The organism is Phocaeicola sp. RTP21359st1_B8_RTP21360_211022 (assembly GCF_040911965.1).
Lineage (GTDB): Bacteria > Bacteroidota > Bacteroidia > Bacteroidales > Bacteroidaceae > Phocaeicola > Phocaeicola vulgatus.
This window is the reverse complement of the sequence record NZ_JBDFXP010000016.1, coordinates 58,000-82,651: the sequence shown is the minus strand read 5'-3', so window position 1 is coordinate 82,651 and position 24,652 is coordinate 58,000. Positions and strand designations below refer to the sequence as shown.

The following is a 24,652-nucleotide window of genomic DNA, read 5'->3' as shown; positions in this document are numbered from 1 at the left end:
TTTGGTATGAAACTCAGTGCACAGTCACATGCTTCTATTGCGTCTTCGCTTCGGGAAGCGGTTGATAAATATATAGCGGATGGAGAGAGAACGGTAGTCACCGATATCCATTTGCAACCTAAGCAGGACAGTGGTGAATTAGTTATTTTTAATGATGATGACGAAGAATTGTCACGTACCATAATTGAAGAGTGGGTGGATTATAGTGAAGATGATTTTTATACAATAGTAGAGCGTATACTTCGTGGGGAGATCAACGCATTGAAAGATACGGGAGTTTTGGATAAGTTAGCTATAATGAAGCCTTATTCTTTTGTTTTGGTTGATGAGGATAGGGAAACTGTAACCGAACTTTTATTGATAGATGATGAAGACACTTTATTGCTGAATGATGAACTTTTAAAGGGGTTGGATGAAGAATTGGATGCATTTTTAAAAGACTTGCTTGAAAAATAGATAAAATAATAGGAGCATCGGGATAGTAAAGTTTCCGATGCTTTTTTATATCATAGGTGAGGAAAATGTTTTTTCAAGAGTGGCGTTTAAAATATTGTTTTCTCATCCATCGGTCAAAAACCATGAATAAGGGTATAGTTATGATGAATAGCAGATAAATGAGAGGAATTTGTATTTTTAAAACATGACTGCCAGCAAGAAATGCATGATACATAGTTTCCTTAATGTGATTTCCAAAATAAATATACAGGCCGATGCTGCCGCTTATTATTAAGAATAGAGAAGCAGCAATAGTAGCTAGTAACATCTTTCTCTCCTGTTTCTTTTCACGTAAGAGTATAGCTTCCTCTACTTTCTGCATGGTGCGGAAAGTAAAATTGGAGGTCAGCCGGAATTGGGGCTGTTCTTTTACAGCCTTCATTAATCCTTTATCTTTTTGTTTCTCGTTCATTCTGCTTCTGTTATGAGTATATATAATTTTTTTCTTATTCGATGCAATTTTACTTTTGCATTGCTTTCCGTCAGTCCCAGGATAAGAGCGATTTCACCGATAGTTTTCTCTTCATTATAAAATAGGGAAATCAAGGCGCGTTCTTCTGCATCCAGTTTCTTGATGGCCTTATTGAGCTTTCCTACCCGTTCCCCGCTTTCATCATTCAGGGCATCGTCTATTTGCTGGTCGGATATATTCATTAACATGGCACTGTCCATAACAATTAACTCTTGCTTTCTTTTTCTGGTTGCCGATATGGCGGTGTTATATGCAATGCGGTATATCCATGTAGAGAAACTACTCTCTGCTTTAAACGACGAAAGATGTTCAAAGGCTTTCAAGAACGTATCCTGGGTCAACTCTTCCGCATCCTCCTGATTCTCCACGATGCGTATAATCAAGATAAATACTTGCTGACTGTATTTATCCAAGAAGTATTCGTAGAGAGAAGTTTCTCCTTTTAATATCCTATGAATAATATGTGTTTCGTCGTTTTCCATTTTGTCTATTAGACGCAGGGCTGGGAGAGAGGTTACATAAAAAGAGAAAATATTTTTTTCTTTCTCAAAAGTGTAACCTCTTTGGCTACGCAGCGTCTAATGAATACAAAGGAACAAAATTAATAACTTAAATACGAATAAATTATGGGTTACATTACCGGTTGGATTGTTGTAGGTATCATTACATTAGGAATCTACAAATTATTTGAACTTTTTGTTGGTAAGAAAGAGCGTCTTACTATGATAGAAAAATTGGGAGACAAGTTAGATCCTTCCATGTTGGGGAACAGGCTTAGCCTGCCTCTTCCTGTAGGAACTCCTTTCATGTCATCTTCTCCGATTTCTTTTTCGGCCTTGAAATTTGGCTGTTTGTTGCTGGGTATGGGACTAGGGTTGTTGACTGGTTATATTATTTGTGCAACCACGGTTCCCGATTATTTCACAGAGCGTAATTGGCGCATGAGCGAGTTAACTTCATTGATTTATGGTGCAAATGTCTTGCTTTTTGGTGGTTTGGGCTTGGTAGTTGCTTTTATAGTAGAATTGAAAATTTCTCAGAAAAACAGGAAAGATCATACCCGTTGAATAATGAAAGACAATTAGAAAAAAGAAAGAGATGTGTCAAAATTTGAAGTAATTATCAAAACTATCCGAGCTTTGCAGCAAGACAATAGCAGAATTACTTTTGACACATCTCTTTATTAAAAAAGAAGTGATGACCGCTTTACATAGAATGTTGCAATCTCTGTAAAGCGGTATATTTTTTTATTTTTTCAAAGCAGCAATACTTTCTTTTAAAGAAGCTATTTTGCTTTCTGCATCAGCCTGTTTCTTGCGTTCCATATCAATAACATTGGCTGGTGCTTTGCTGACAAATTTTTCATTGCTTAATTTTTTCAATACACTTTGCAAAAAGCCTTCCTGATATTTTAAATCAGCCTCCAGTTTTGCCAGTTCTTCTTCTGTGTTGATTAAATTGCCCAATGGTATGGCATATTCAGTGGTACCTACCATAAATGAGCCGGAGCCGTCAACTTTATTCTCTACGGCTTCGATAGAAGAGAGGTTACACAATTTAGTAATAACAGGATTGAATGTAGCTACTGGATTTACACCTACTACTTGCAACTCCAAAGTTTCTTTCTGTGCAATGTTTTTCTGTAAACGAATAGTACGGATACCACCGATTACTTCTTTCACTACTTCAAATTCTTTGACGATAATCTCATTACAAGCAGTCGGAATGTTCAATTGCTGGACCATCAGGCTTTCCCCTTCTTTGCGGTCATATATATGTTGCCATAACTCTTCGGTAATGAAAGGCATGAACGGATGCAGCAACTTCAGCAAGTTATCAAAGAAGCCTAAAGTTTTTTCATAGGTCGCTTTGTCAATGGGTTGTCCGTATGCCGGCTTGATCATTTCCAGATACCAGCTTGAGAATTCGTCCCAGAATAATTTGTATACAGCCATCAGTGCTTCGCTCAAACGATATTTGCCGAATAAGTCAGCTACTTCTGCAGCTGTTTTTGCCAACATGGATTCAAACCATTCAGTGGCCAGTCTTGCATATTCGGGCTGTGCAATATCGGCAACTTCCCAACCTTTCACCAAGCGGAATGCATTCCATATTTTGTTATTGAAGTTACGTCCTTGTTCACATAACGCATCATCAAATAAAATATCGTTTCCTGCGGGAGCGGCAAGCATCATACCCATTCGCACGCCATCGGCACCATACTTGTCAATTAGTTCCAACGGGTCGGGTGAATTGCCCAAAGACTTTGACATCTTACGTCCCAGTTTGTCGCGTACGATACCAGTGAAATAAACGTTTTTGAACGGCATATCACCTTTATATTCATATCCTGCCATAATCATTCGTGCCACCCAGAAGAAAATGATATCCGGTCCTGTAACCAAGTCACTAGTAGGATAATAGTAGTTTATTTCTTCATTATTAGGATTATTGATACCGTTAAATAAAGAAATGGGCCACAGCCATGAAGAGAACCAAGTGTCCAGACAGTCATCGTCTTGACGTAAATCTTCCATTTTCAGATTGGTATTACCGGTTTTTTCTTGTGCCAACTTCAAAGCTTCTTCCGCTGTTTCGGCTACTACATAACCGCCTTCAGGCAGAAAGTATGCCGGAATGCGATGTCCCCACCAAAGCTGGCGGCTGATACACCAGTCTTTGATATTTTCCAGCCAGTTTTTGTAGGTGTTCTTGTATTTGGCAGGATAGAATTTCAGTTCATCATTCATTACAGGAGGCAATGCCATGTCTGCAAAATGTTGCATCTTCAAGAACCACTGCATGGACAGTTTCGGTTCGATGGCTACATTGGTACGTTCCGAGAAACCTACCTTATTAGTATAAGCTTCTACCTTTTCCAGCAATCCGGCAGCTTGCAAGTCTTGTTCAATCTGTTTACGTACATCAAAACGGTCCATACCTACATACAGTCCGGCAGCTTCGCTCAGTGTTCCGTTATCATTGAAGATATCAATGCTGGGCAAGTTATATTTTTCGCCAAGCATATAGTCATTCACATCATGGGCGGGTGTTACTTTCAGACATCCTGTACCAAATTCAATGTCTACGTAGTCGTCTTCGATAACCGGAATGATACGGTTTACCAGTGGTACAATTACCTTTTTGCCTTTCAGCCATTGGTTTTTCGGGTCATTGGGATTGATACACATGGCAGTATCTCCCATAATTGTTTCGGGACGAGTGGTAGCAACTACCGCATAGCGTCCTTCAGCATCACCTTCTACTTTGTAACGGAGATAATACAGTTTGCTGTGTTCTTCCTTATAAATAACTTCTTCATCACTGAGAGCTGTCAGTGCTTTTGGGTCCCAGTTTACCATGCGTACACCGCGATAGATCAAACCTTTGTTGTAAAGGTCTACGAATACTTTGATGACACTTTCGCTACGTTCTTCGTCCATGGTGAATGCTGTACGGTCCCAATCGCAGGATGCACCTAGTTTGCGCAGCTGTTTCAGGATAATACCTCCATGTTCTTCTGTCCACGCCCAGGCATGTTTCAGGAATTCGTCACGGCTAAGGTCAGTTTTCTTTATACCTTGTCCGGCCAGTTTGTTCACCACTTTGGCTTCTGTGGCAATGGAAGCATGGTCGGTTCCCGGCACCCAGCAGGCATTCTTGCCTTCCATGCGGGCACGGCGTACTAATATATCCTGAATGGTATTGTTTAGCATGTGTCCCATATGGAGTACTCCGGTTACGTTGGGTGGTGGAATGACGACTGTGTAAGGTTCACGTCCGTCGGGTTTTGAACTAAAGAGTTTGTTGTCCAGCCAATACTGATACCATTTTCCTTCCACGTCAGCGGGATTGTACTTACTTGCTAATTCCATTTTATATTTTATTTATTTAATTGATTATCGCATAATTGAGTGCAAAATTAATAAAAGTCGTTGGATTATTATGTACTTTTGCACTACAAAATGATATTAATAAACTGATTATGCATACAAGAAAAGAACAAATGGAAGCATTTGGCCGCTTCCTCGATATTTTAGACGAGTTGCGAGAGAAGTGTCCTTGGGATCGGAAACAGACGAATGAAAGTCTGCGTCCTAATACGATTGAAGAAACTTACGAACTTTGTGATGCTTTGATGAAGGATGACAAGAAGGATATCTGTAAAGAGTTGGGTGATGTGTTGTTGCATGTGGCCTTTTATGCAAAGATAGGTAGTGAAACAGGAGATTTTGATATCAAGGATGTGTGTGACTGTCTTTGTGAGAAGCTGATTTTCCGTCATCCTCATGTTTTTGGCGAAGTGAAAGCCGAGACTGCCGAGAAGGTGACTGAAAATTGGGAACAGTTGAAGATGAAGGAAAAGGATGGTAACAAAATGGTTTTGAGTGGAGTACCTTCTGCTTTACCTTCGCTAATCAAGGCATACCGCATTCAGGATAAGGCTCGTAACGTGGGATTTGATTGGGAGGAGCGTTCGCAGGTTTGGACTAAAGTAAAAGAGGAGATCGGCGAGTTTGAAGCTGAGGTGGAGAACATGGATAAGGAGAAGGCGGAAGCGGAATTCGGTGATGTAATGTTCAGTCTTATAAACGCGGCCCGCCTTTACAAGATTAATCCGGATAATGCATTGGAACTCACTAACCAGAAGTTTATCCGTCGTTTCAATTACTTAGAGGAACACACCATCAAACAGGGAAAGAACTTGAAGGATATGACTTTGGAAGAGATGGATGCTATATGGAATGAGGCTAAAAAGGAAGAAAAATAGTAGGGTTGGAATTGTTTTTTATGATGTGTGCTATTTTTGTCTTGCTTGTTTTTCTGTTTTAATCAATAAAGGGTATTGTATTTATTCTAGGTAATTTAATGTATGGTGATATCAAATTGTGTTCTATAAGAATGAGGGGCTGTCTTTTTTATGACAGCTCCCCATTCTTTATGAAATAAGTTTTATATGAATTTTATTCTACCCATTCTTTGATGGCTTGTGAAGGATCAGGATTTAAAACAGCACCTTTGTTGAATACATTTTCATAAAGACTGATAAAGATATTCATCCAGGGCGCACAGTAGCCTTCTATTGAATTAAATCGATATCCAATAGGAGCATTAGTACCCGGATAACCACGAACAACTTGTAACTCTAACCGTTTGTAATCCCAAAAGATGATCCCTTCACCCCAGAATTCAATACGTTTCTGTTCAACAACCTTCTTTTGAAACTCTTTTAGATCATTTACTTTACATGTATAGCTACCCACAGAAGTATTATAACGAAATGTGTTTACGAAATCTTCTAATTTAGAAATACCGGCTGCTAATCCTTGGCTCATTCCTATTGCTTCGGCTTCGATTAAATACATTTCCTCTATACGCATTAACGGATAGTCAACGGCAGCTCCGATTGTATAATCGTTCATTTCTCCATTTTTAGGTCGGAATTTGATACCTGTATATGGAGGCATATCAGCGAAATCATCATCGGTCAACAAAGTTCTATATTTAGTTCCGGGAGCTTTGTGTGCATCTTCAGGAGCAATCCAAGTTGTTTTTCGCCAGTCTGCATTTGGTATTTGATCGAACAATTTTTTGCCGATAAGCTTGTATCCTTGCCATTTTCGGTTACCGTAACCGAAAGTTTGTTCAGGACACATGCTTCCGGCAAAGTTGAGCCAATAGCTATGTACATCCTCGGTAGTCATGATGGATCCCCATACCCATGAATTGGTTAGTACACTGTTGAATCCGGTAGTATAGCTGTCTCCGCCAAACCATTCCTTTTCGGTCAGAGGCATTGCTCCGCTTTCGTTAATGACTTTGCGTGCGTATTCGGCTGCTTTAGTGAAACAAGTTTCTTTTGATGCAATGTTTAAATCTGTATTGTTGTTTAGGGTGTTGAGATCTTCAGGGTAAAGTTCGAAACGAGATCCCATTTCCAGCCATATACGTGCCATCAGACCATGGACAACTGGGGTACAGGGCAAGTTTTTGGTTGGGCGTTGATAATCACTCAAAAGCTCCTCAGCTGAGGCTAGGTCATCTAATATGAATTTGTATACGGCATAGAAGGGAGCACGTGGATTATTACGCCCTTCTTCTTCTGTGGTTTCAGCGGTAATAATAGGTACGGTTATGCCATATAAATTTTTACTGGCTGCTTCTGCATCTAATTTCTCTACTCCTGTTTTTTTATATTCATACATTCGGACTAAGTCCATGTATATCATGGCTCTATAAGATAGGCATATACCTTTATAATACTTGTTTTCGGGTGCATCATCTGCTTTTTCTAAAGCACTCAGTGCATTATTTACATTATTCAGAAACTTGTAGTTATAATACCAAATGGTATTGACAACATCGGCGTCACCCAAATCATTACATACTCCATAAGTATCAAAAAAGTCAAATTTGGGTTCGTGGCAGAAGAAGTCTTCGCATGCACTTTCTCTGATTAAATTATATCCACTATATCCAAAATCATGATAAAATTGTGGACCGTAACTTCTAAATGCATTAATAAATGCGACTACTGAATTTACCATTGCGCTGATAGCTTGGTCAGATTTTCCTATTTGGTCTATGGTAGCTGTGCTACTTTCTGGAAATACCTCTTCGATACAACTGTTTAAGCTTAATGCTGATGACAGACATGCAGCAATCATTAGTTTGGTAATATATTTCTTTTTCATATTCTTGATTGTTTATGTGTTGATTAGAATTGTAAACTTAGACCGGCGGAGAATGCGCGTACGGCTGAATATTCTCCGGATGAATCTTTATTTCCGTTCCATGTTACGCGTGAATCGAAACCTTTTCTTTTTGACCAATAATAAACATTGTCACAGGCCACATAAATGCGCAGATTAGTTAGATATAGACTTCTAAGTGTTTTTTTGCTGAAAGTATATCCTAATTGAATGTTTTGAATACTTATGGAAGATGCATTAGTTAGAAACCTGTCGGATGTTTTTACACTGTACAGGTCATTGAATTGCCATTGTGGAATATCACTTTGAGTATTCTCCGGGCTCCATGCTTTATAAATATCTTTGTGAACATTGTATCCTAAATGAGTTGAAGTAGGAGGTGACATTAATGCTTGGTAACCATAGTCGTATGCCTGACCTCCTATACTGTAGTTTATTTGTGCAGAGAAATCAAAACCATAAAATGAAAGAGAGGTATTGATACCACCGTATAGGTCTGGAACAGCGTCACCACATAAGTATAGATCAGCTTGAGAATAGGTGGTTGTTGTTTTCATCTCACCGGTTTGCTTATCTGTATAATACCATTGTGGTTTGCCTTCTTCGGACACACCTGCATATTTTTGAACATAGTTAGTATACATTGGAAGTCCTTCTCCGTAATAATACAGACCGTTTACATAACCGGCATGTCCATCTATAATGTCTGTTTTTTTACTTTCTGCAAGACGGCTGATCTTATTTCTATAATGTGTTGCATTAAAGCCAATATTCCATGTTACGTTTCTAGTCTTGACTGGTATATATTTTAAATCAATTTCAACACCTTTGTTATTCATGTCACCAATATTGTCATAATAGCCTGAGTACCCTAATGATAAAGGTACAGAAAAACGGTTAAGCATATCAGTTGTTCTGCGATTGAAATATTCTATGCTACCACTTAATCTGCCTTTTAATAGTTCGAATTCTATACCTAAATTTATATTTGTATTGGTTTCCCAGGTAATATTTTTATTTCCTTTTCTGGAAAAACCTAATGATAACTCATTATTGCTGTTATTGATATTGTAAGTATCTACATATAAGAAATCGTCTATTCTGTCATTACCCTGTTGACCTACAGAAAACTTTAGTTTTAATAAATCGAGCCATTTAATGTCATCCAACCATTTTTCTTTGGTAAGAATCCAGGCAGTTCCCACAGAGTAGAAATTACCCCAGCGATTATCCGGGTGAAAGCGGGAAGAGGCATCGCGCCGGTAAGAAAGTTGGAAAAAATATTTGCCGTCATAGTCGTACATACCTCGGAATAAATATCCTTCAGTATTGTATTTACTCTTATAGGATGACTCATCGTTGGTACCACTGATGGCACCGTTTAATTCTTGATTCTGAAAAAAAGAGAACATACTGTTTTTGGCTGCGTATAATTCTTCATAAACGTTATTAAAGCTTTCATGACCTGCCATCAATGAAACGTTATGTAATCCGAAGCTATGATTATAATTTAATATTTGTTGTAGGTTGAGGGTTGTTCGACGCCAATGCTGGACATTGATGCTTCCATTCAAAGAATTTGCTGTTCCATAAAAAGGATTTAAAGCATTTTTGTACCGGCTGTCACGTATCGAAGTGCCTGCATTGAATGTGAATTTGAAGTCTTTCAGGAAATTAATATCTATAAATGCGTCTCCATTCAAAGTATTTGCAGAGGTGTTATATGTATCGAGCTGACTTAATTTTATTCCGTTAGAGTTCGGGTTGATAGGACGGTTTAGAGGACCTTGGTTGGATACTCCGAAATCGTACATATCACCATTTTTATCCTGCATGATCTTACCATTTGTATCACGTAGGTAAAGTGGATATATGGGAGCTGTATTGAAAGCTTGGCTAAAACCGCCAGCAGCTGAATTCTGTATTGAATGTGTATAACTGATGTTGGCGCCAAATCTCATCCACGGTTTAGCCTGATATGTGGTTTTCAAACGACCGGTGATACGGCTATAATCAGACCCTTCTGCTATACCGTCTTCATCTAAATATCCAAAAGAAGCATAGATTTGTGCTTTATCACTTCCGCCTGAAATATTGACGTTGTATTCTTGGCGTAATGCTGTATGATATACAGCATCGACCCAATTGTCGGGAGTGAGATAATAACCGTTTACTATCCGTCCTAATTTTGCATTAGGATTAAGAAGACCGTTTTTACCAATCAGATATTCTCCTTCAGGATATGAATATACGTTGTAGGATAAACCACCGGTTTGACTGTTGGTTCCTATCATATTAGTATTTGCGCTGACATATGCTTGGTCAGGAGTTTGTCCTTGGGCATTTAAATAATAATTGTATAATGCTTTATAGTGTGCTTGATAATATTCTCCTGGATCTTTTATGTAGTCATATTCTATTTCACCACGGGTATTGGCACTCCATTTAGCGTCTACTGTGATTTTTGCATCGCCTGCTTTAGCTGATTTTGTTGTTATAATTATGACACCGTTAGCACCTCGAGCACCATAAAGAGCTGTGGATGCTGCATCTTTTAGTACAGAAATAGATTCTACATCTGCTGGATTGATGTTATTCCATCCTCCTTCGTATGGCATACCGTCTAATACGATGAGGGGATCTGTTTTTGCGCTCATTGAACTGATGCCACGTATCAGAATGCTTGGAGTTTCTCCAGGCTGCCCATTTGTCATTGTCATTTGTAGGCCTGCCACTTGTCCAGATAAACTTTCTATGACATTAGTAACCGGACGTTTAGTTATTTGTTCTGTATGAATCATTTTTGCAGATCCTGTAAAAGCTGATTTTTTTGCAGTACCATAAGCAACTACCAAAACTTCTTCCATCACTTCTGTTGTTGAAGTCATAACAATTTTCATTTCCGGCTTGATGGTTACTTCTTGGGTTTCCATTCCAATGAAAGAAACAATAATTGTTTTGTTGGTAGGTGAGATGTTTGTAAGTGTGAACTGACCATTGATGTCGGTGATTGTTCCATTGGTTGTTCCTTTTACCAATACGGAAGCTCCGATTACCGGTTCGTTGTTTTCGCTTGAGATAACGGTTCCTTTCACTGTTACCTGTGCTTGTGCATGGCTTATTCCTACGAATAAGCATACGAATAGTAGTAATAGTGTCTTTTTCATAATGTTTGTAATAGATTTGTGAGTTTATGGTTTGTACAAACCTAGGAATAAAATCTAATAAATCAAAATATTTTCGATGGTAAATGTTTAAAAATAAAAGTATATTCTAATCAATGTAATAAAAACTTAAACAAGCAAGAAAATTAACTTGTTTTTATAAAAGAAACATCTTAATCATTTTGTCGTTCCTCTGAACTTTTTAAATACAAAAATCCCCAAATCTAAGTTGATTGATAGATTTGGGGAAAAAGTTGGAAATATCTCTTGTTGCTTTTATTTTTTTTGAGATTGGTGCATAATTTTTAAGATATCACGGTGGAATTTAATCTCTGCACGTTGTAACTTATATATTTTCTTGGGAGATAAGATTTTTTTAAAGCGCTGTAGATATTCCAAATCCAATTTATCGGCTTCAATCCTTGCTTTGACAATACCTTCTATAATTTGTTCGTATTCGGCATCGGTTGTTTTAGGATTTTTGCCTTTGCGTGCTTGCTCCCATGCTTTATCATTTACTGTTTTTTTACGGTCTTGTAATTCGAAGTAGATAGGGAAGAATTTAGTGGCCTCTTCTTGCGTTATTTCTGCTTTTTGCGTGAGATATGCTTCTTGTCTAGCTCTGAATTCTTCTTTGGTGAAACCAGGTTTCTTTTTGTCTTGCGCCTGTAGCGAAATGCTTATATATAAAGTGATAAGCAAGGTTGCCAGTCTTTGTATCATGTGGTTATTATTTAATTATACATATCTGAATTTGCATCTGTCAAGTATTGATAGAGCGTATAATCATCCATCATGGAATGATCTAAAATCGTTTCAATATATTCGTCTGAGAATTGTTCAGTTTCCGCTGCTGTAAAAATAGGAGTGTCTTGTTTAGGGGGACCTACAACAACTCTGACGCTGAACATCAATCCACAAAACATAGCTGCCATATATATCCAAGGCTTGATACGTTGCCAAGTAGTTATTGTTTCTTGCGGAGTAGAAGTTTGTTCCTTCTCCGGCAATTTATTCATCAACTCTTTTGAGAAGTTGTCGAAATAACCTTCGGGTACCATGAATGGATTTTTTGTCCCGCATTTTTTTAATAGTTCATCTTCTTCCTTCATAGTGGTTCTCCTTTCTTTGTTAGATACATTTCTTTTAAAAAGGTTTAAAGGCATTCTTTTAAAAAGTTCTCTATTTTTTTCACTGCATGGTGGTAGGAGGCTTTCAGTGCCCCTATACTTGTTCCTAATATTTCAGACATGTCTTCATATTTCATTTCTTGAAAATATTTTAAATTGAATACTATACGCTGTTTTTCAGGAAGCGTCAGTAATGCTTTTTGAAATAATATTTGAGTTTCATCTCCATTAAAATATGTATCACTTTCCAGTTTGTTCACCATATCTGCATCAGCGTCGTCTATGGATAATTGGTTGGTGACACGTTGTTTATTTAAAAAGGTTAAGCATTCATTCAAAGCTATGCGGTAAAGCCAGGTCGACATTTTGGCTTCGGCACGAAAATACTCTAGATTAGTCCATGCTTTGATAAATGTATTCTGTAACAGATCATTGGCATCTTCATGAGAAAGTACCATCCGGCGTATCTGCCAATATAGCTGTTCGCTGTATTCGTTGACAATACATTCGAAGGCTTCTTTTTGTCGTGCCGGGTCCTGTAATAACGCTATTATTTCTTTCTCATTATAAGTGTTCATGTTCCTATTTTTAAATTAGATATCCGGTTTATGTTATGGTTTAATGGATTCTATTGAAATTTTTAATGTTTCCCGTGCAAGTAGAGTGTTAGGAAAAATATCCGATGCTTCCTGTAACAATATGCTTTCATCTTCGTAGCGGGCTGAAAAATGTCCTATAAGAAGTTGTTTTACTTTTGCGGTACGGGCGATTTCTCCAGCTTGCGAAGCAGTTGTGTGAAAGGTTTCTTTCGCACGGGCTTGTTCGCTTTGTGCAAAGGTGGCTTCATGAAATAACAGGTCCACTCCGTATATTTGTTCTATGATACGTGGCAAATAAATAGTATCTGAACAATAGGCATATCGGCGGGGAAGGGCAGAAGGGATAGTCAATTTGTTGTTTGGTACTATTTTTCCGTCCGGTAATGTGTAATCGGCGCCATTCTTTATCCGGTTGAGTTCGTATACGGGGATTTCATAAAAGTCAATCATGTCGCGACGAATATGGGCGGGGGTCTGTTTCTCTGAAAAGAGGAATCCGCATGTTGGTATCCGATGACGTAAGGGAATTGTTTCTATGGTTAGTGAACGGTCATCATAAATTATTTCAGCTTTGCCCGGATCAAAAGTTTGGAAAACGACTTTGTAACTCATACCTTTGCAAAAAAAGTCGAGTTGCGGAGTAAGAAGACGTTCTAATTCTGCGTGACAGTGAATATAGAGTGTGGCTGTCCTTCCCAGCATACCGAAAGTTGATATCAGTCCCATTAGTCCGAAACAATGATCACCGTGCAAATGTGAAATGAATATATGGTTTAGCCGGGTGAATTTCAGTTTTGATTTGCGTAATTGCATCTGTGCTCCTTCGCCACAGTCTATCATAAATAGTTTTTCACGGATATTTACGACTTGTGATGTCGCAAAATGCCGTGTGGTCGGCAATGCTGACCCGCATCCTAATATATGTACTTCAAATTTCTCCATCGTTACAAAGATACTATCTTTTTTGAATGGAAAATAAAAAATGCCGTAAAAACGGCATTATAGGATTGAACTATTTCTTAAGTTTTATTTTCACGGCATTCATGCCACGTGACCCTTTTTCTAGTTCAAAAGTCACGATGTTATTTTCTATGATATTGTCTATCAGTCCACTAATATGAAAGAAGTATTTCTCTGCATTCTTCAAATCTTTTACAAATCCATATCCTTTGGATACATTGAAGTGTTCTATTCTTCCTTCATGTACTAGTTCTATCGGTTCTTCAGTTCTACGAGGAGTTGAAACTTCAATGGTGGACATATCCACTTCTTGTGGTTTATTATTAGGAGTGGGAGGAGTATCGGTTATCATACCGTTCTCGTCTACATAGGCAATCATATCTTCAAAGGAAGATGTGCCGTTACTTTTTCTTTCTTCTTTTTTTTGCTGTTTTGCTAAACGCTTTTCTTGTTTTTTCTTTTCTAGATCTCGTTTGGTAAATGAAATAGGTTTCGCCATTTGATTCTTTTTAAATTAGTAATATACAGTTCGGCCTGCTACGGGGAAGTGTATGGAATTAATAGTGAGGTAATAAGAAAACGGGGGAGAAGTCGTTATGAAATACTAACTCGAAATTTTATTACTCTATAAAGATACGGTTTTATTACGGATATCCCATAGAATATTTTCCTTTTTAAGAAATAATGGCATAAAAAAAGGATGCATTTTAATAAATGCATCCTTTTGGCTTATCTTAAAGTAAACTGATTACTTCTTTTTGTTTTCCAACTGTTCTTTCAAAGCAGCCAAAGCATCGATATCGCCTAAAGTGGTAGAGGCTGCCTGATTTTGGATAGCAGGAGCTTCTTCTCTCTTAGTTGTTTTCTTTGCATTAGAAGCTGCTTTCTTTTCAGCTCTTTCTTCTGCCTTGGCAGCATCTTCGAAAATGCGGCTGTGAGACAGGATGATTCTCTTGGCATCCTTGTTGAATTCAATTACTTTGAATGACAGTTTTTCATCCAATTGGGCTTGAGAGCCATCTTCTTTTACCAAGTGTTTCGGAGTTGCAAAACCTTCTACACCATAAGGAAGAGCTACAACAGCACCCTTATCCAACATTTCGATGATAGTACCTTCGTGTACAGAACCTACAGTAAATACAGTTTCGAATACATCCCAAGGATTTTCTTCCAACTGTTTGTGACCAAGGCTCAAGCGACGGTTTTCTTTGTCGATTTCCAATACCTGAACTTCGATGTCTGCACCGATCTGAGTGAATTCAGAAGGATGTTTTACTTTCTTAGTCCAAGACAAGTCAGAGATGTGGATCAATCCGTCTACACCTTCTTCGATTTCTACGAATACACCGAAGTTAGTGAAGTTACGAACTTTTGCAGTGTGCTTGGAACCTACAGGATACTTTTCTTCGATAGTTTCCCATGGATCTTGTTTCAGCTGTTTGATACCCAAAGACATCTTACGTTCGTCACGGTCAAGTGTCAGGATAACAGCTTCTACTTCGTCACCTACCTTCATGAAGTCCTGAGCAGAACGCAAGTGCTGTGACCAAGACATTTCAGATACGTGGATCAAACCTTCTACGCCCGGAGCGATTTCGATGAATGCACCGTAGTCAGCCATAACGACTACTTTACCTTTCACCTTGTCACCTACCTGCAGGTTAGCATCCAAAGCATCCCATGGGTGCGGAGTCAGTTGTTTCAAACCAAGAGCGATACGTTTCTTTTCGTCATCGAAGTCAAGGATAACAACGTTCAACTTCTGGTCGAGTTCTACAACTTCTTTCGGATCGCTTACACGGCCCCAAGACAGGTCAGTGATGTGAATCAAACCGTCTACGCCGCCAAGGTCGATGAATACACCGTATGATGTGATATTTTTAACAGTACCTTCCAGTACTTGTCCTTTTTCAAGTTTACCGATGATTTCTTTCTTCTGCTGTTCAAGTTCAGCTTCGATAAGAGCTTTGTGAGAAACAACAACGTTTTTGAATTCCTGGTTGATTTTAACCACTTTGAATTCCATTGTCTTACCTACAAATACATCGTAGTCGCGGATAGGTTTCACATCAATTTGAGACCCCGGCAAGAATGCTTCGATACCGAATACGTCCACAATCATACCACCCTTAGTGCGGCACTTGATGTAACCCTTAATAATTTCTTCATTTTCAAGAGCAGCGTTTACGCGGTCCCAAGAACGAGTAGCACGTGCTTTTTTGTGTGACAGAATTAACTGTCCTTTTTTGTCTTCCTGATTTTCAATGTATACTTCTACAGTATCACCTATTTTCAAATCTGGATTGTAACGGAATTCATTTAAAGGAATGATACCGTCTGATTTGTAGCCGATATTGACAACTACTTCGCGTTTGTTCATTGCAATAACAGTACCGTCTACAACCTCGCGGTCGTTTACTTTGTTCAGCGTACCGTCATAAGCTTTTTCAAGATCTTCGTGGCTCATGCTGGTTACAGCTTCGCCGTTTTCATAAGCATCCCAGTTGAAATCTTCAACAGGAGTGATGTTTTTTAAATTTTCCATTAATAAAATTGTTAAAATTCTCAGTTAATTACGTTAGACATTATATTGTTTATCTAATTTCGGGCGCAAAGATACAACAAAATACTGAAACACAAACAAGTTTACTGAAATTTCTTGCTGATTAAAATTTAAATGGGATGTAATCGTTGTTTTTAATTTATGTTTGTACATTTGTAGAAATTTAACCTATTAAAATATGGTAGCGTTCATTTTAGTTTGTTTGGTTCTACTTTTAGGTCTTTTATGGGGATGGGAGATAAGAAAGAGGAAAAGTTGGGAACAGGAGTTCGTTAAGAAGAAAAATGGGGTGTGTTTGGTGAAAAAAAAAATCGGATACCATATTGTATAATGTGGATGCATATATAATTTTGGTTGATCGGAATTTTTTGGTTGAAAAGACCAATTACTATAATTTGAATAATACTTCTGAAAGATAAGCGGAAAGTAATGTCCAGAGGCTTTAACGGTTATTTGTCCAAGCCTCTGAACAAAGAAGCTTTGTTTGATATGCTCCGCCAAATGGGAATTTAATCTTCCAAAGAGTAATCAATGGTGGTTACAACGCGGATGCGTTTGATGTAAGGAGTGTTGGCGTCACGATCCTCAATGCTGAATTGTCCCTGATAGGCTCTTTTTATCTTACCAAGTTCGCTGTCCGAGTCCTTGGCGAATTTAACGGCTGCCGCCCGTGCGTTTTTAGTTGCTTCCTCTATCATTTGAGGCTTGATGTCGTTTAAACCGGTGTAGTCATATTGCACATTGTAACGATAATCTCCACCCGTAATAGCGATACCTTGCTTTAAGAGTTCGCTTTGTTCGCTGATCATCTTTCTCACCAGATCTACTTTAGTTGAAGTAACCGTGATGACAGAGGTCACATTATAGCGGAAGGGAACTGAATTATTATTATAACGTTCGGCTTGCATGTCTATAATTTCCGGTGCATTGATACTGATTTCGTTTTCAGTGATTCCTTTCTGTTTCAAAAAACCGACAATTGCTTGGTTAGTTGCATTTATTTTGTTATATAAGGTCGGGAGGTCATTTCCCAGGTCTTTATACATCAAAGGCCAAGTTACTTTATTAGCCGGCACCTCCATTTCTGCCAGACCTTTCACATTCACTACTCTGTCTTTACCAGAGAAAGTATCCAATCCCTGTTTGATAAAATACCCCATCACCAACATGCCTATAGCAAGGATGATGGCTTCCAGTTTCCAACTTTTCATACTTCAGTTGTTTTTAGTGATACAATTATTTGTTTTGTAAGCGTCCAATGCCTTTTTAACAGAACCCTGTTCTTGCAGGAATTGTTTTGCTTCTGCTTTATTAATATGTAATTCGTCAATCAGCATTTGCACTCCTCGGTCTATTAGTTTTCGATTGCTGAGTTGCATGTTTACCATCCGGTTTCCTTTTACTCTGCCCAGTTTTATCATGACGGTGGTACTTATCATATTCAGTATCATTTTTTGCCCTGTGCCGCTCTTCATGCGCGAGCTGCCTGTGATAAATTCCGGACCTACTATCATTTCGATGGGTATATCTGCCACACTCGAGAGTGGAGAGCCCGGATTGCTGCTGATGCTTGCTGTTAATATTCCGTGTTCTCTTGCTTTTTGCAGTGCTCCTATTACATAAGGAGTTGTTCCCGATGCCGCTATGCCTATCAGAATGTCTTTATTTGTGATGTGATGGTCTTGCAGTTCCATCCAGCCTTTTTGACTATCATCTTCAGCATTTTCTACGGGACGTCTCAAAGCCTGTTCGCCACCGGCTATAATACCTATGACACAGGTATCAGGCATACCGAAAGTGGGTGGAATTTCAGAAGCGTCCAATACTCCTAGGCGTCCACTGGTTCCGGCTCCCAAATAGAATATGCGTCCTCCTTGATGCATACGTTCTACTATTTCATTTACTAGTTTTTCAATTTGTGGTATGCAGGCATGAACGGCTGAGGCTACTTTCCGGTCTTCTTCGTTGATACCTTCCAGTAACTCTCTGACGGATTTTTGTTCCAAATCCTCATATATGGACGGTTGTTCGGTTATTTTTATAAAATTCATACTTCGAAATGATAATCCTTTAATCCTTCCAGTGGACTTTTTAAAACTTTTCCGATGGACACATTCAGTCTTAGAGCTGCTTCTTTTACTTCTTCTTGAAAGAAAAATGCAATAGAACCTGTGAAATGTACAAGAATATCATGATATTCGTATTGCATAACATTACGGGTGAAGAAATCAGTGAAGCAGGAAATTAATAGATTCCGTATCTCTGGTCTGTGCTTGTGGGCGAAAAGAAAAGGAGTCAGACCCGCCAGAAAGCGGTTGGCTAAAGGCTGTCGGTATACTTTATCTAAAATCAGTGCCGGGGTCAAATCGTATTCTTTAAGGAAATCTTGGCAAAGGTCATCGGGAAGTTGGTGTTTCAGTAAATCACCTACCAGACGTTTCCCTAATACGGCTCCGCTACCTTCATCTCCTAAAATATACCCTAACGGAGAAATATTAGCTGTTATTTTTTCCCCGTCATAAAAGCAAGAGTTGGATCCGGTTCCTAAAATACATGCAATTCCTGCCGTTTTACCACATAGGGCGTGGGCGGCACCTAACAAGTCACTTTCGACAAGGATATTCGCTTTGGGGAAGTTCTGCGCCAAAGCTGTTTTCACTATATTCGTCTTTTCGGGAATACATCCTGCACCATAGAAATAAATAGTTGTAAATTCAGTGGTGTCTCCCAACTGGGGAATTAGTGTGGAGGCAATCACTTCTTTTATTTCATCAACTGATTGGTGGAAGGGGTTGATACCTCCTGTTCGAACTGTCCTGCTGTTTGTCTTGGTGTTACCCAGACACCAGTCTGTTTTGGTGGAACCACTGTCTGCTATTACTATCATATCGGATAATAAGATGATTGTTAGTCTTACAAAAATAGTATAAATTTATCCGATATCCATTGTTTTCCGTATTTATTTGTCGGGCTCTTATATTATTTTAGTAACTCTGTTCCTATTACTTATAAGTTAGTGCTTTTTCATATAAACAGACTTTTTTAATAATTGAGCCACAGCTTCATTGCAGCTATCTTTTCTCTGCTTACAGTAATTTTATCTTTAAATGGCGGTTTTACCTGTACTATTATTTTTCCTAAAAAATAGTTTTCTATTTTCTGTATGGCATGTACACTGACCAATGTTTGCCGGTTGGTGCGGAAAAAAATATCGGGGTTTAGTTGTTCGGACAGTTTGTCGAGCGATAAATCTATGATATGCTCTTTTCCTTCTTTTGTGACGGCAAAGGTAATTTTGTTTTCAGAATAGAAATAAGCTATATCTTCTACTTGCAAGGTATACAGCTTTTCGTCTCTTGATATCAGGAAGCGGGTACGGTATTTTTTTTCCGGATTACTTATATTTTTCAGTAGGTTCAGTAATTCATTGGATGAGTTCGATAGGGTGGTATTGCCATATCTGGCAGTTAATCTTTCAAACTTTTCGATGGCTTCGGCCAATCTTTCCCTGTTTATTGGTTTCAGCAGATAGTCTATGCTGTTTACAGTAAAAGCACGTATGGCATATTCGTCGTAAGCGGTGGTAAAAATAATCATACTTTCGGGTTGGGCCTGTTCTATGAAAGCGAAAGAAATGCCATCGGTCAGTTGGATATCCAGAAAGATTATATCCGGGTGTGGATGCTCCTGAAACCATTTTACAGATCCCTCTATGCTGCCGGGCAATACAACTATATCCCAGTCTGGCCTTAATCCTGACAACATTTTATGTAGCAGGCGTCCTGCAGGAATTTCATCTTCTATAATAGCGGCTTTTATCTTATTCATTCAGTAAAGGTATTTTTACGGTGAAATATTCAGAATCGTCAATAATTGTGATATGCAAGTTGCAAATCAGCAGATAGCGGGCAGATAAGTTCTTCAGTCCCATTCCTGATTTTGCAACATCCTTTTTTAATTTGATCTTGTTTCTTACGGAAAGAGTTTGATCTTTGTCAGAATAATCCAAATGGATGACCATTGGATTTTCCATATTGATGATGTTATGTTTTATCACGTTTTCGATAAGTAACTGTAGGGTTAATGAAGGGATTTTCTTGTTCAATAACGTGGGGGTCATTTTGTTTTCCAGTTGAATGCATTTTCCCAGACGCACTTGATGCAGATAGATATATGAATCCAGAAATTCCAGTTCATCACGTAAAGTGACAAGTCCTTGTTCCTGACTTTTTAGGATATAACGGTAAACATCTGATAGCTTTTGTGTAAAAACTACTGCGTTTTCCGGATTATATTCTATTTCGGATATTAAAGTATTCAAACTATTGAACAGGAAATGTGGATTTAATTGATTTTGTAAAGCCGTGTATTGCGCTTTGATGGAACTTTCTTCCAGCTTGGTTGTTTTTTCATGCAGAATAACCAGCTGCCTGTAAAAAGCGCTCGTGATACTTAAACTCACAATCACAATTTCTACCAACCATATAATCATGATCAAGCGCAGACCCGGACTGCTCAGTACAAATGGGAAAGGCAGTTCCAGCAATACTTTACAGATGGTCAGAGTAGCGTAATTCATGAAGAAAAGAATAGCTGCAATCAAAATGCAGTTGATAATCAGCTTGTTTCTCTTCTTGATAAAGAATAGAGAGCTTTTTTTCAGCCACCGGTTGATGACTATCAGACTGAAGCCTACCAGATTGAATATGAACACCACAGAAATAAATCCCAGAGAGGAGATTAATATTTTCTGATGTTGAGGCGTAAGGTCGGTATATAGTACCAGCGAAAGGTATGAGAAACATGCCAGCCCTGAAAACAGGAAAAAGTTGAAGAATTGATTGTATTTATTTTGCATAGCCATTCCGCTGTTGAAAATGATTTGGGTTATTTTACAAAAATATGAAAAAAAGAGGAAATTCAGAAAAGAATAGAATACTTTCCAAATCTCCTCTTTTATGAGCAAACGCTTAGTATGGATTAAAAACAAACTCCTACACGTACACCCATGCTATTCCTTCCATCTTCAGAATAAGTCAGGATATCGGTTTTATTGGTTGCGTAGCTATAATATACGGCTACATGAAATCCCAGACGTTGATAAGGCACCGGATGAATATCCATTCCCAGTTCGGGTGAAACATAGAATCCCCACGGGCGTTCATACCATTGTACCAGATTGTTGTAAATGGAGTTTTGGGAATACATGGCACCCGATTTGACTCCGAAGTAAGGTTTTACATACCTGTTATCCGGTAACTTGTAGGATACAGATATTCCGAAGGGTAGTTGGAACGCTGATTGTTGCTGGTCTGTTGTCAATGAAGCCGTTGGGGTGAGGGGGATGGTCCGGCGGTCCACATATCGGTGATTGGTATGAAAATTAAGGAAAGCTCCTATAGCCCAATAGGGCGTCAGATCATATTTTCCTTCAAAGTTCATTCCCCACCCGCTGAATTTATCGGCAAAGTTGCTGTTCAACGGCACATTCATCTGCCAGTCTACGTTAAAATGTATATTTTCCCAGGTCTGTGCTTTACTTGTGAAACAAAAGAGAACTAGTAACATTCCGATGAGGATACGTTTGGGAACTCTGTGTTTTAATATTTTCGTTTTCATGATTTTCCGGTTTTATTGTTTGTTTGACAGATAAGGAGATTGTGCAAATGCCTGATTGACGGCATTTAATGTCAACTGCATATTGAAATGGGAGTTTCCGTATAGCAGTCCTGACGCATAGGCATGCCAGATGACAGGCAGTTTGTTCTGGTTGGACTTATCGGCAGGTTGTCTTAAATCAACCATCTCCATAATCAGGGTTCCTGTGTCATAGCTGTAAGTTACCGGATAAGGATAATACCATCCTCCTCCCCAGTAGGGCCCCCAGAATCCGGCATCCCACCAGCCGCCATACCATCCTCCTGTGGTCATTTGTATTCTTTGTTGGGCGTATGACAACTGAATGCCTACATTGGCTTTTTCTTTATCTTCCGTCCGTACATAGCCTTTCTGTTCCATTTCATGGGCCACTGCACTGATAATGTTTTGGGCATTTTCATCTTTCCAATAATTGGCTTTCAGGCTGTTGTCCGGAACCAGAATGCTATCTGGCAGGTAATAGGTGGAAAACTCATTGAAATGTACACTGTTGTCATAATCAGTGTAAACGCTGTAGTCACTATCCAGTTTATTCATATCCGGATCTTTCTCGCACGAGGTAACTATCATGGCAAGCATGAATAGTGGAAATAGTAGCTTCTTCATATTCCTATAATTTTAGTTAAGTAGTTTATAGTGAGCGTCCTTTAAACACATTGGCTTTCTTTAGTGGCAATATTTGACCGGATAAAGTCATGTGGCTGGAATTAAAGTTCGGAAGAATATCTACAGTCGCATTGTTGCTTCCATAAGGTATGTCAATGTTTACTTGGGCTGAGATTCCGATTCCCATCACGTTCATACTGACATGAATATTACCTTTTTTGTCGGTTTTTACTTTATAGTTCGAAGCATTACCGTCTACGGTAATACCTCCTAGTCCGTTCGGACCGCTGAAAGGTACATTGAATGCTACTTGCACCACGGCCTTGTCACCGTCCAGTCCTACAAAGTTGGTGTTGGATGAAACGAAAGCGGAGGTTCCGTATTTAAAGTAAACTCTGTCCGCTTCCAGTACAAAGGTTTGGTTGTCTATTGCCTCTTTGGCTTCCTGAAATAACATTTTGTCCAAAGCTTCCTGAGCCGCTTTTTTTTCCTGACGTGTCATTTCCTTTTCTGTTGTTTGTGCCTGTGAGTATTCTACGCAGGTAAACAAGGTTACTAATGTTAATATTACAACTTTTCTCATAATACCTACTTTTTTATTTTATGTTGTTTTCCTATTGAAATCCGGTATAAATATAATAAGCTTTGTCATAAACAGGTAGTAATTTATTACTGAAACGGAAAAACCGGTTGCTGAAGTGTGTTTTGGAGGAGCTGAAATTAAAGGTGTGAAGAGGAATGAATGAGAAAAGAACAGCCCTGGAAATCTGCTTTAACAAAATTTCCGGGGCTTATTTTCTATGAACTATAAAGAAGTGATTAGAAAGACCTTCCTTTAAATATATTTGACTTGTCAAGCGGTAGTATTTCACCGGATAAAGTCAGACGGTTGGAATTGAAGTTGGGGCGTATATCTACGGTGGCATTGTTGCTTCCATAAGGTAATGTTATACTTACCTGAGCAGATATACCTACACCCATTACGCTCATTGTCAGATATATGCTTCCTTTCTTGTCGGTTTTGATCTTGTAACCGGAAACATTGCCGTCTACAGTGACACCTCCTAATCCGTTAGGACCGCTGGCAGGAATGTTGAATGCTACCTGCACGGATGATTTATCACCGTCTACCATTACAAAATTGGTATTAGAAGAAACAAAGGCATTTCTTCCTCTTTTAAATATAACCCGGTCAGCTTCCAGTGTGAACGCTTTATTTTCTATAGCTTGTCTGGCTTCTTCGAACAAGGCTTGTTCCATAGCTTTTTGCGCCTCTTTCTTTTCCTGACGAGTCATTTTTTTTGTTGTTTGTGCTTGTGAGTAGCCTACGCAGCAAAACAAGGTGACGAATACTAATAAAATAATCTTTTTCATATATGTATCTTTTATGTTATTGTTTGGATATGAAACAAATATAATAATTATTTTGTTGAAAGGACTTTATCTTATTTTTAATTAAAAGCTTCTATGACTTTATATTTTGTACAATGTGTCAAAAAGGGGGAGGACAGTATGGCGAATCCTGGCGCAAAATCCAATGGAACTTGGTGCAAGATTGGGTAAACCTTGTAACAAGATATTGCGGAACTTGATACACATAAGTACGTGTTGGCTTATGCTTGCGTATATGTAGCCCGATGCCAGCGTATGTTGCAAGCTTACGTTACTGATGTTGTTGAATATGTCTTCATGTTTTTAGAAAACATCAGCACCTTTTTAAAAAAGGTCAGCATGTTTTAAAAAAAGGTCAGCATGTTTCAGCGTACATGCCTATCATGTTCAGCGTACATTACTCCCTCACTAAGCCGATATTCTTCCTTCTCCATTTATCCTTTCATCTTATTAAAAACACACAGTCAATCAAGCGGTTAAAACTGGAACCGCTTCCCCTCACTCCCGTTTCAACGGTAAGCGTCTCCGCGATTCTATCTTGTCGCCCTTTTTTCATTCTTATATTTTTGCCATGTATAAAAATGAAGCATTATGGATTTAGCAGAAAAGGAGGATGAAAGGACAATGACGGGATGTTCCTTCATCACCGGAACACCCACCGGCAGGGCGTTTTGACGGTAAATGAAAGGAGGAGGGAAAAACGAATTAAAACAAATGCTGAAGTGCGGAGCCTATAATTTCAGAATTTCTAACGGAACCCTTCCCAACTGTGCCGCTATATTTGAGAATGAACTCTGAAAAGAACCATAGATTTTTTGTGTGCGGGCCAGCGTGTACATATCTGCGACACCCTCCCTGATTCCTTCCAGAGAGCCATAATCCGCCTGTCTTTCCGAGGAC

23 protein-coding genes and 1 pseudogene are annotated in these 24,652 nt (G+C 38.7%); 3 read left to right on the top strand and 21 right to left on the bottom strand.

The annotated features are described in order from the left end of the window. Window positions 1–6 precede the first annotated feature (6 nt). Window positions 7–456, top strand: coding sequence for a hypothetical protein (locus AB5062_RS10415; RefSeq protein WP_005847268.1), 450 nt, complete (start codon window positions 7–9; stop codon window positions 454–456). A 73-nt stretch (window positions 457–529) separates the two neighbouring features. On the opposite strand, the gene AB5062_RS10410 is transcribed toward AB5062_RS10415, so the two are convergent. Together AB5062_RS10410 and AB5062_RS10405 are read right to left on the bottom strand one after the other, a co-directional pair. Continuing rightward, entirely contained in the window at window positions 530–907 is a 378-nt protein-coding gene (locus AB5062_RS10410) for a hypothetical protein (RefSeq protein ID WP_032952280.1), read from the bottom strand. Then, window positions 904–1,449 (bottom strand): RNA polymerase sigma factor, encoded by a 546-nt coding sequence (locus AB5062_RS10405; protein ID WP_005847272.1) that lies wholly within the window; start codon window positions 1,447–1,449, stop codon window positions 904–906. The genes AB5062_RS10410 and AB5062_RS10405 overlap by 4 nt, the downstream gene beginning before the upstream one ends. 144 nt (window positions 1,450–1,593) lie before the next feature. On the opposite strand from AB5062_RS10405, the gene AB5062_RS10400 reads away from it, so the two are divergent. Beyond that, complete coding sequence (locus AB5062_RS10400) at window positions 1,594–2,034, top strand: DUF6249 domain-containing protein (protein WP_005847274.1); 441 nt, start codon at window positions 1,594–1,596, stop codon at window positions 2,032–2,034. Between the two features lie 180 nt (window positions 2,035–2,214). Here AB5062_RS10400 and AB5062_RS10395 read toward each other — a convergent pair whose 3' ends face one another. Further along, window positions 2,215–4,842, bottom strand: coding sequence for a valine--tRNA ligase (locus AB5062_RS10395; protein ID WP_032952279.1), 2,628 nt, complete (start codon window positions 4,840–4,842; stop codon window positions 2,215–2,217). A gap of 110 nt (window positions 4,843–4,952) precedes the next feature. Between AB5062_RS10395 and mazG the strand changes: the two genes are divergently transcribed. Then, window positions 4,953–5,738, top strand: coding sequence for a nucleoside triphosphate pyrophosphohydrolase (gene mazG / locus AB5062_RS10390; protein WP_005847278.1), 786 nt, complete (start codon window positions 4,953–4,955; stop codon window positions 5,736–5,738). A gap of 193 nt (window positions 5,739–5,931) precedes the next feature. Here the strand turns inward: mazG and AB5062_RS10385 are convergent, their stop codons facing one another. The 18 genes and pseudogenes from AB5062_RS10385 to AB5062_RS10300 all read right to left on the bottom strand — a co-directional run. Next, complete coding sequence (locus AB5062_RS10385; RefSeq protein ID WP_032952277.1) at window positions 5,932–7,662, bottom strand: RagB/SusD family nutrient uptake outer membrane protein; 1,731 nt, start codon at window positions 7,660–7,662, stop codon at window positions 5,932–5,934. Window positions 7,663–7,685: 23 nt separating this feature from the next. Beyond that, on the bottom strand, window positions 7,686–10,847 hold the full coding sequence (locus AB5062_RS10380; protein WP_022185179.1) for a TonB-dependent receptor: 3,162 nt from the start codon (window positions 10,845–10,847) through the stop codon (window positions 7,686–7,688). A gap of 273 nt (window positions 10,848–11,120) precedes the next feature. Continuing rightward, the gene (locus AB5062_RS10375) at window positions 11,121–11,567 is read right to left on the bottom strand and encodes a hypothetical protein (RefSeq protein WP_005847287.1); all 447 of its coding nucleotides are present in this window, start codon (window positions 11,565–11,567) and stop codon (window positions 11,121–11,123) included. 11 nt (window positions 11,568–11,578) lie between these two features. Further along, window positions 11,579–11,956: a hypothetical protein gene (locus AB5062_RS10370; RefSeq protein ID WP_005848193.1), complete on the bottom strand. Its 378-nt coding sequence runs from the start codon at window positions 11,954–11,956 to the stop codon at window positions 11,579–11,581. 44 nt (window positions 11,957–12,000) lie between these two features. Further along, a complete protein-coding gene (locus tag AB5062_RS10365; RefSeq protein WP_032952272.1) occupies window positions 12,001–12,552 on the bottom strand; it encodes an RNA polymerase sigma factor in 552 nt (183 codons plus the stop codon). A gap of 33 nt (window positions 12,553–12,585) precedes the next feature. Further along, window positions 12,586–13,515: a ribonuclease Z gene (locus AB5062_RS10360; protein WP_007837771.1), complete on the bottom strand. Its 930-nt coding sequence runs from the start codon at window positions 13,513–13,515 to the stop codon at window positions 12,586–12,588. 70 nt (window positions 13,516–13,585) lie between these two features. Next, window positions 13,586–14,032 carry a cold-shock protein gene (locus AB5062_RS10355; RefSeq protein ID WP_005847295.1) on the bottom strand — a complete coding sequence of 149 codons (447 nt, stop codon included), beginning with the start codon at window positions 14,030–14,032 and terminating at the stop codon, window positions 13,586–13,588. Window positions 14,033–14,281: 249 nt separating this feature from the next. Then, entirely contained in the window at window positions 14,282–16,078 is a 1,797-nt protein-coding gene (gene rpsA / locus AB5062_RS10350) for a 30S ribosomal protein S1 (protein WP_005847297.1), read from the bottom strand. Window positions 16,079–16,605: 527 nt separating this feature from the next. Next, window positions 16,606–17,307, bottom strand: coding sequence for an SIMPL domain-containing protein (locus AB5062_RS10345; RefSeq protein WP_032952271.1), 702 nt, complete (start codon window positions 17,305–17,307; stop codon window positions 16,606–16,608). Window positions 17,308–17,310: 3 nt separating this feature from the next. After that, the gene (gene murQ, locus AB5062_RS10340) at window positions 17,311–18,147 is read right to left on the bottom strand and encodes an N-acetylmuramic acid 6-phosphate etherase (RefSeq protein ID WP_032952268.1); all 837 of its coding nucleotides are present in this window, start codon (window positions 18,145–18,147) and stop codon (window positions 17,311–17,313) included. Beyond that, window positions 18,144–18,983, bottom strand: coding sequence for an ATPase (locus tag AB5062_RS10335; protein WP_011965655.1), 840 nt, complete (start codon window positions 18,981–18,983; stop codon window positions 18,144–18,146). The genes murQ and AB5062_RS10335 overlap by 4 nt, the downstream gene beginning before the upstream one ends. Window positions 18,984–19,138: 155 nt before the next feature. After that, window positions 19,139–19,924, bottom strand: coding sequence for a LytR/AlgR family response regulator transcription factor (locus AB5062_RS10330; protein ID WP_368326877.1), 786 nt, complete (start codon window positions 19,922–19,924; stop codon window positions 19,139–19,141). Then, entirely contained in the window at window positions 19,917–20,960 is a 1,044-nt protein-coding gene (locus AB5062_RS10325; RefSeq protein ID WP_005847311.1) for a sensor histidine kinase, read from the bottom strand. Before AB5062_RS10325 ends, AB5062_RS10330 begins: the two co-directional genes overlap by 8 nt. 116 nt (window positions 20,961–21,076) lie before the next feature. Further along, window positions 21,077–21,715: an outer membrane beta-barrel protein gene (locus AB5062_RS10320; protein WP_032952265.1), complete on the bottom strand. Its 639-nt coding sequence runs from the start codon at window positions 21,713–21,715 to the stop codon at window positions 21,077–21,079. A gap of 12 nt (window positions 21,716–21,727) precedes the next feature. Further along, window positions 21,728–22,360, bottom strand: a complete 633-nt coding sequence (locus AB5062_RS10315; protein ID WP_005847315.1) for a DUF4136 domain-containing protein — start codon at window positions 22,358–22,360, stop codon at window positions 21,728–21,730. Between the two features lie 25 nt (window positions 22,361–22,385). Next, window positions 22,386–22,943 (bottom strand): DUF4251 domain-containing protein, encoded by a 558-nt coding sequence (locus tag AB5062_RS10310; RefSeq protein ID WP_005847317.1) that lies wholly within the window; start codon window positions 22,941–22,943, stop codon window positions 22,386–22,388. Between the two features lie 236 nt (window positions 22,944–23,179). After that, window positions 23,180–23,734 (bottom strand): DUF4251 domain-containing protein, encoded by a 555-nt coding sequence (locus tag AB5062_RS10305; protein WP_005847321.1) that lies wholly within the window; start codon window positions 23,732–23,734, stop codon window positions 23,180–23,182. Between the two features lie 749 nt (window positions 23,735–24,483). Further along, a pseudogene (locus AB5062_RS10300) lies at window positions 24,484–24,651 on the bottom strand (glycosyl transferase); the annotation flags it as partial. Window position 24,652 lies beyond the last annotated feature (1 nt).

What these genes read in the sequence shown, in the direction of transcription:
- AB5062_RS10410 (WP_032952280.1), bottom strand. Translation starts at nt 907, where the DNA reads ATGAACGAGAAACAAAAAGATAAAGGATTAATGAAGGCTGTAAAAGAA.
- AB5062_RS10360 (WP_007837771.1), bottom strand. Translation starts at nt 13,515, where the DNA reads ATGGAGAAATTTGAAGTACATATATTAGGATGCGGGTCAGCATTGCCG.
- AB5062_RS10385 (WP_032952277.1), bottom strand. Translation starts at nt 7,662, where the DNA reads ATGAAAAAGAAATATATTACCAAACTAATGATTGCTGCATGTCTGTCA.
- murQ (WP_032952268.1), bottom strand. Translation starts at nt 18,147, where the DNA reads ATGAATTTTATAAAAATAACCGAACAACCGTCCATATATGAGGATTTG.
- mazG (WP_005847278.1), top strand. Translation starts at nt 4,953, where the DNA reads ATGCATACAAGAAAAGAACAAATGGAAGCATTTGGCCGCTTCCTCGAT.
- AB5062_RS10345 (WP_032952271.1), bottom strand. Translation starts at nt 17,307, where the DNA reads ATGAAAAGTTGGAAACTGGAAGCCATCATCCTTGCTATAGGCATGTTG.
- rpsA (WP_005847297.1), bottom strand. Translation starts at nt 16,078, where the DNA reads ATGGAAAATTTAAAAAACATCACTCCTGTTGAAGATTTCAACTGGGAT.
- AB5062_RS10320 (WP_032952265.1), bottom strand. Translation starts at nt 21,715, where the DNA reads ATGAAAACGAAAATATTAAAACACAGAGTTCCCAAACGTATCCTCATC.
- AB5062_RS10335 (WP_011965655.1), bottom strand. Translation starts at nt 18,983, where the DNA reads ATGATAGTAATAGCAGACAGTGGTTCCACCAAAACAGACTGGTGTCTG.
- AB5062_RS10305 (WP_005847321.1), bottom strand. Translation starts at nt 23,734, where the DNA reads ATGAAAAAGATTATTTTATTAGTATTCGTCACCTTGTTTTGCTGCGTA.
- AB5062_RS10365 (WP_032952272.1), bottom strand. Translation starts at nt 12,552, where the DNA reads ATGAACACTTATAATGAGAAAGAAATAATAGCGTTATTACAGGACCCG.
- AB5062_RS10355 (WP_005847295.1), bottom strand. Translation starts at nt 14,032, where the DNA reads ATGGCGAAACCTATTTCATTTACCAAACGAGATCTAGAAAAGAAAAAA.
- AB5062_RS10415 (WP_005847268.1), top strand. Translation starts at nt 7, where the DNA reads ATGAAACTCAGTGCACAGTCACATGCTTCTATTGCGTCTTCGCTTCGG.
- AB5062_RS10315 (WP_005847315.1), bottom strand. Translation starts at nt 22,360, where the DNA reads ATGAAGAAGCTACTATTTCCACTATTCATGCTTGCCATGATAGTTACC.
- AB5062_RS10395 (WP_032952279.1), bottom strand. Translation starts at nt 4,842, where the DNA reads ATGGAATTAGCAAGTAAGTACAATCCCGCTGACGTGGAAGGAAAATGG.
- AB5062_RS10370 (WP_005848193.1), bottom strand. Translation starts at nt 11,956, where the DNA reads ATGAAGGAAGAAGATGAACTATTAAAAAAATGCGGGACAAAAAATCCA.
- AB5062_RS10380 (WP_022185179.1), bottom strand. Translation starts at nt 10,847, where the DNA reads ATGAAAAAGACACTATTACTACTATTCGTATGCTTATTCGTAGGAATA.
- AB5062_RS10310 (WP_005847317.1), bottom strand. Translation starts at nt 22,943, where the DNA reads ATGAGAAAAGTTGTAATATTAACATTAGTAACCTTGTTTACCTGCGTA.
- AB5062_RS10325 (WP_005847311.1), bottom strand. Translation starts at nt 20,960, where the DNA reads ATGGCTATGCAAAATAAATACAATCAATTCTTCAACTTTTTCCTGTTT.
- AB5062_RS10400 (WP_005847274.1), top strand. Translation starts at nt 1,594, where the DNA reads ATGGGTTACATTACCGGTTGGATTGTTGTAGGTATCATTACATTAGGA.
- AB5062_RS10375 (WP_005847287.1), bottom strand. Translation starts at nt 11,567, where the DNA reads ATGATACAAAGACTGGCAACCTTGCTTATCACTTTATATATAAGCATT.
- AB5062_RS10405 (WP_005847272.1), bottom strand. Translation starts at nt 1,449, where the DNA reads ATGGAAAACGACGAAACACATATTATTCATAGGATATTAAAAGGAGAA.
- AB5062_RS10330 (WP_368326877.1), bottom strand. Translation starts at nt 19,924, where the DNA reads ATGAATAAGATAAAAGCCGCTATTATAGAAGATGAAATTCCTGCAGGA.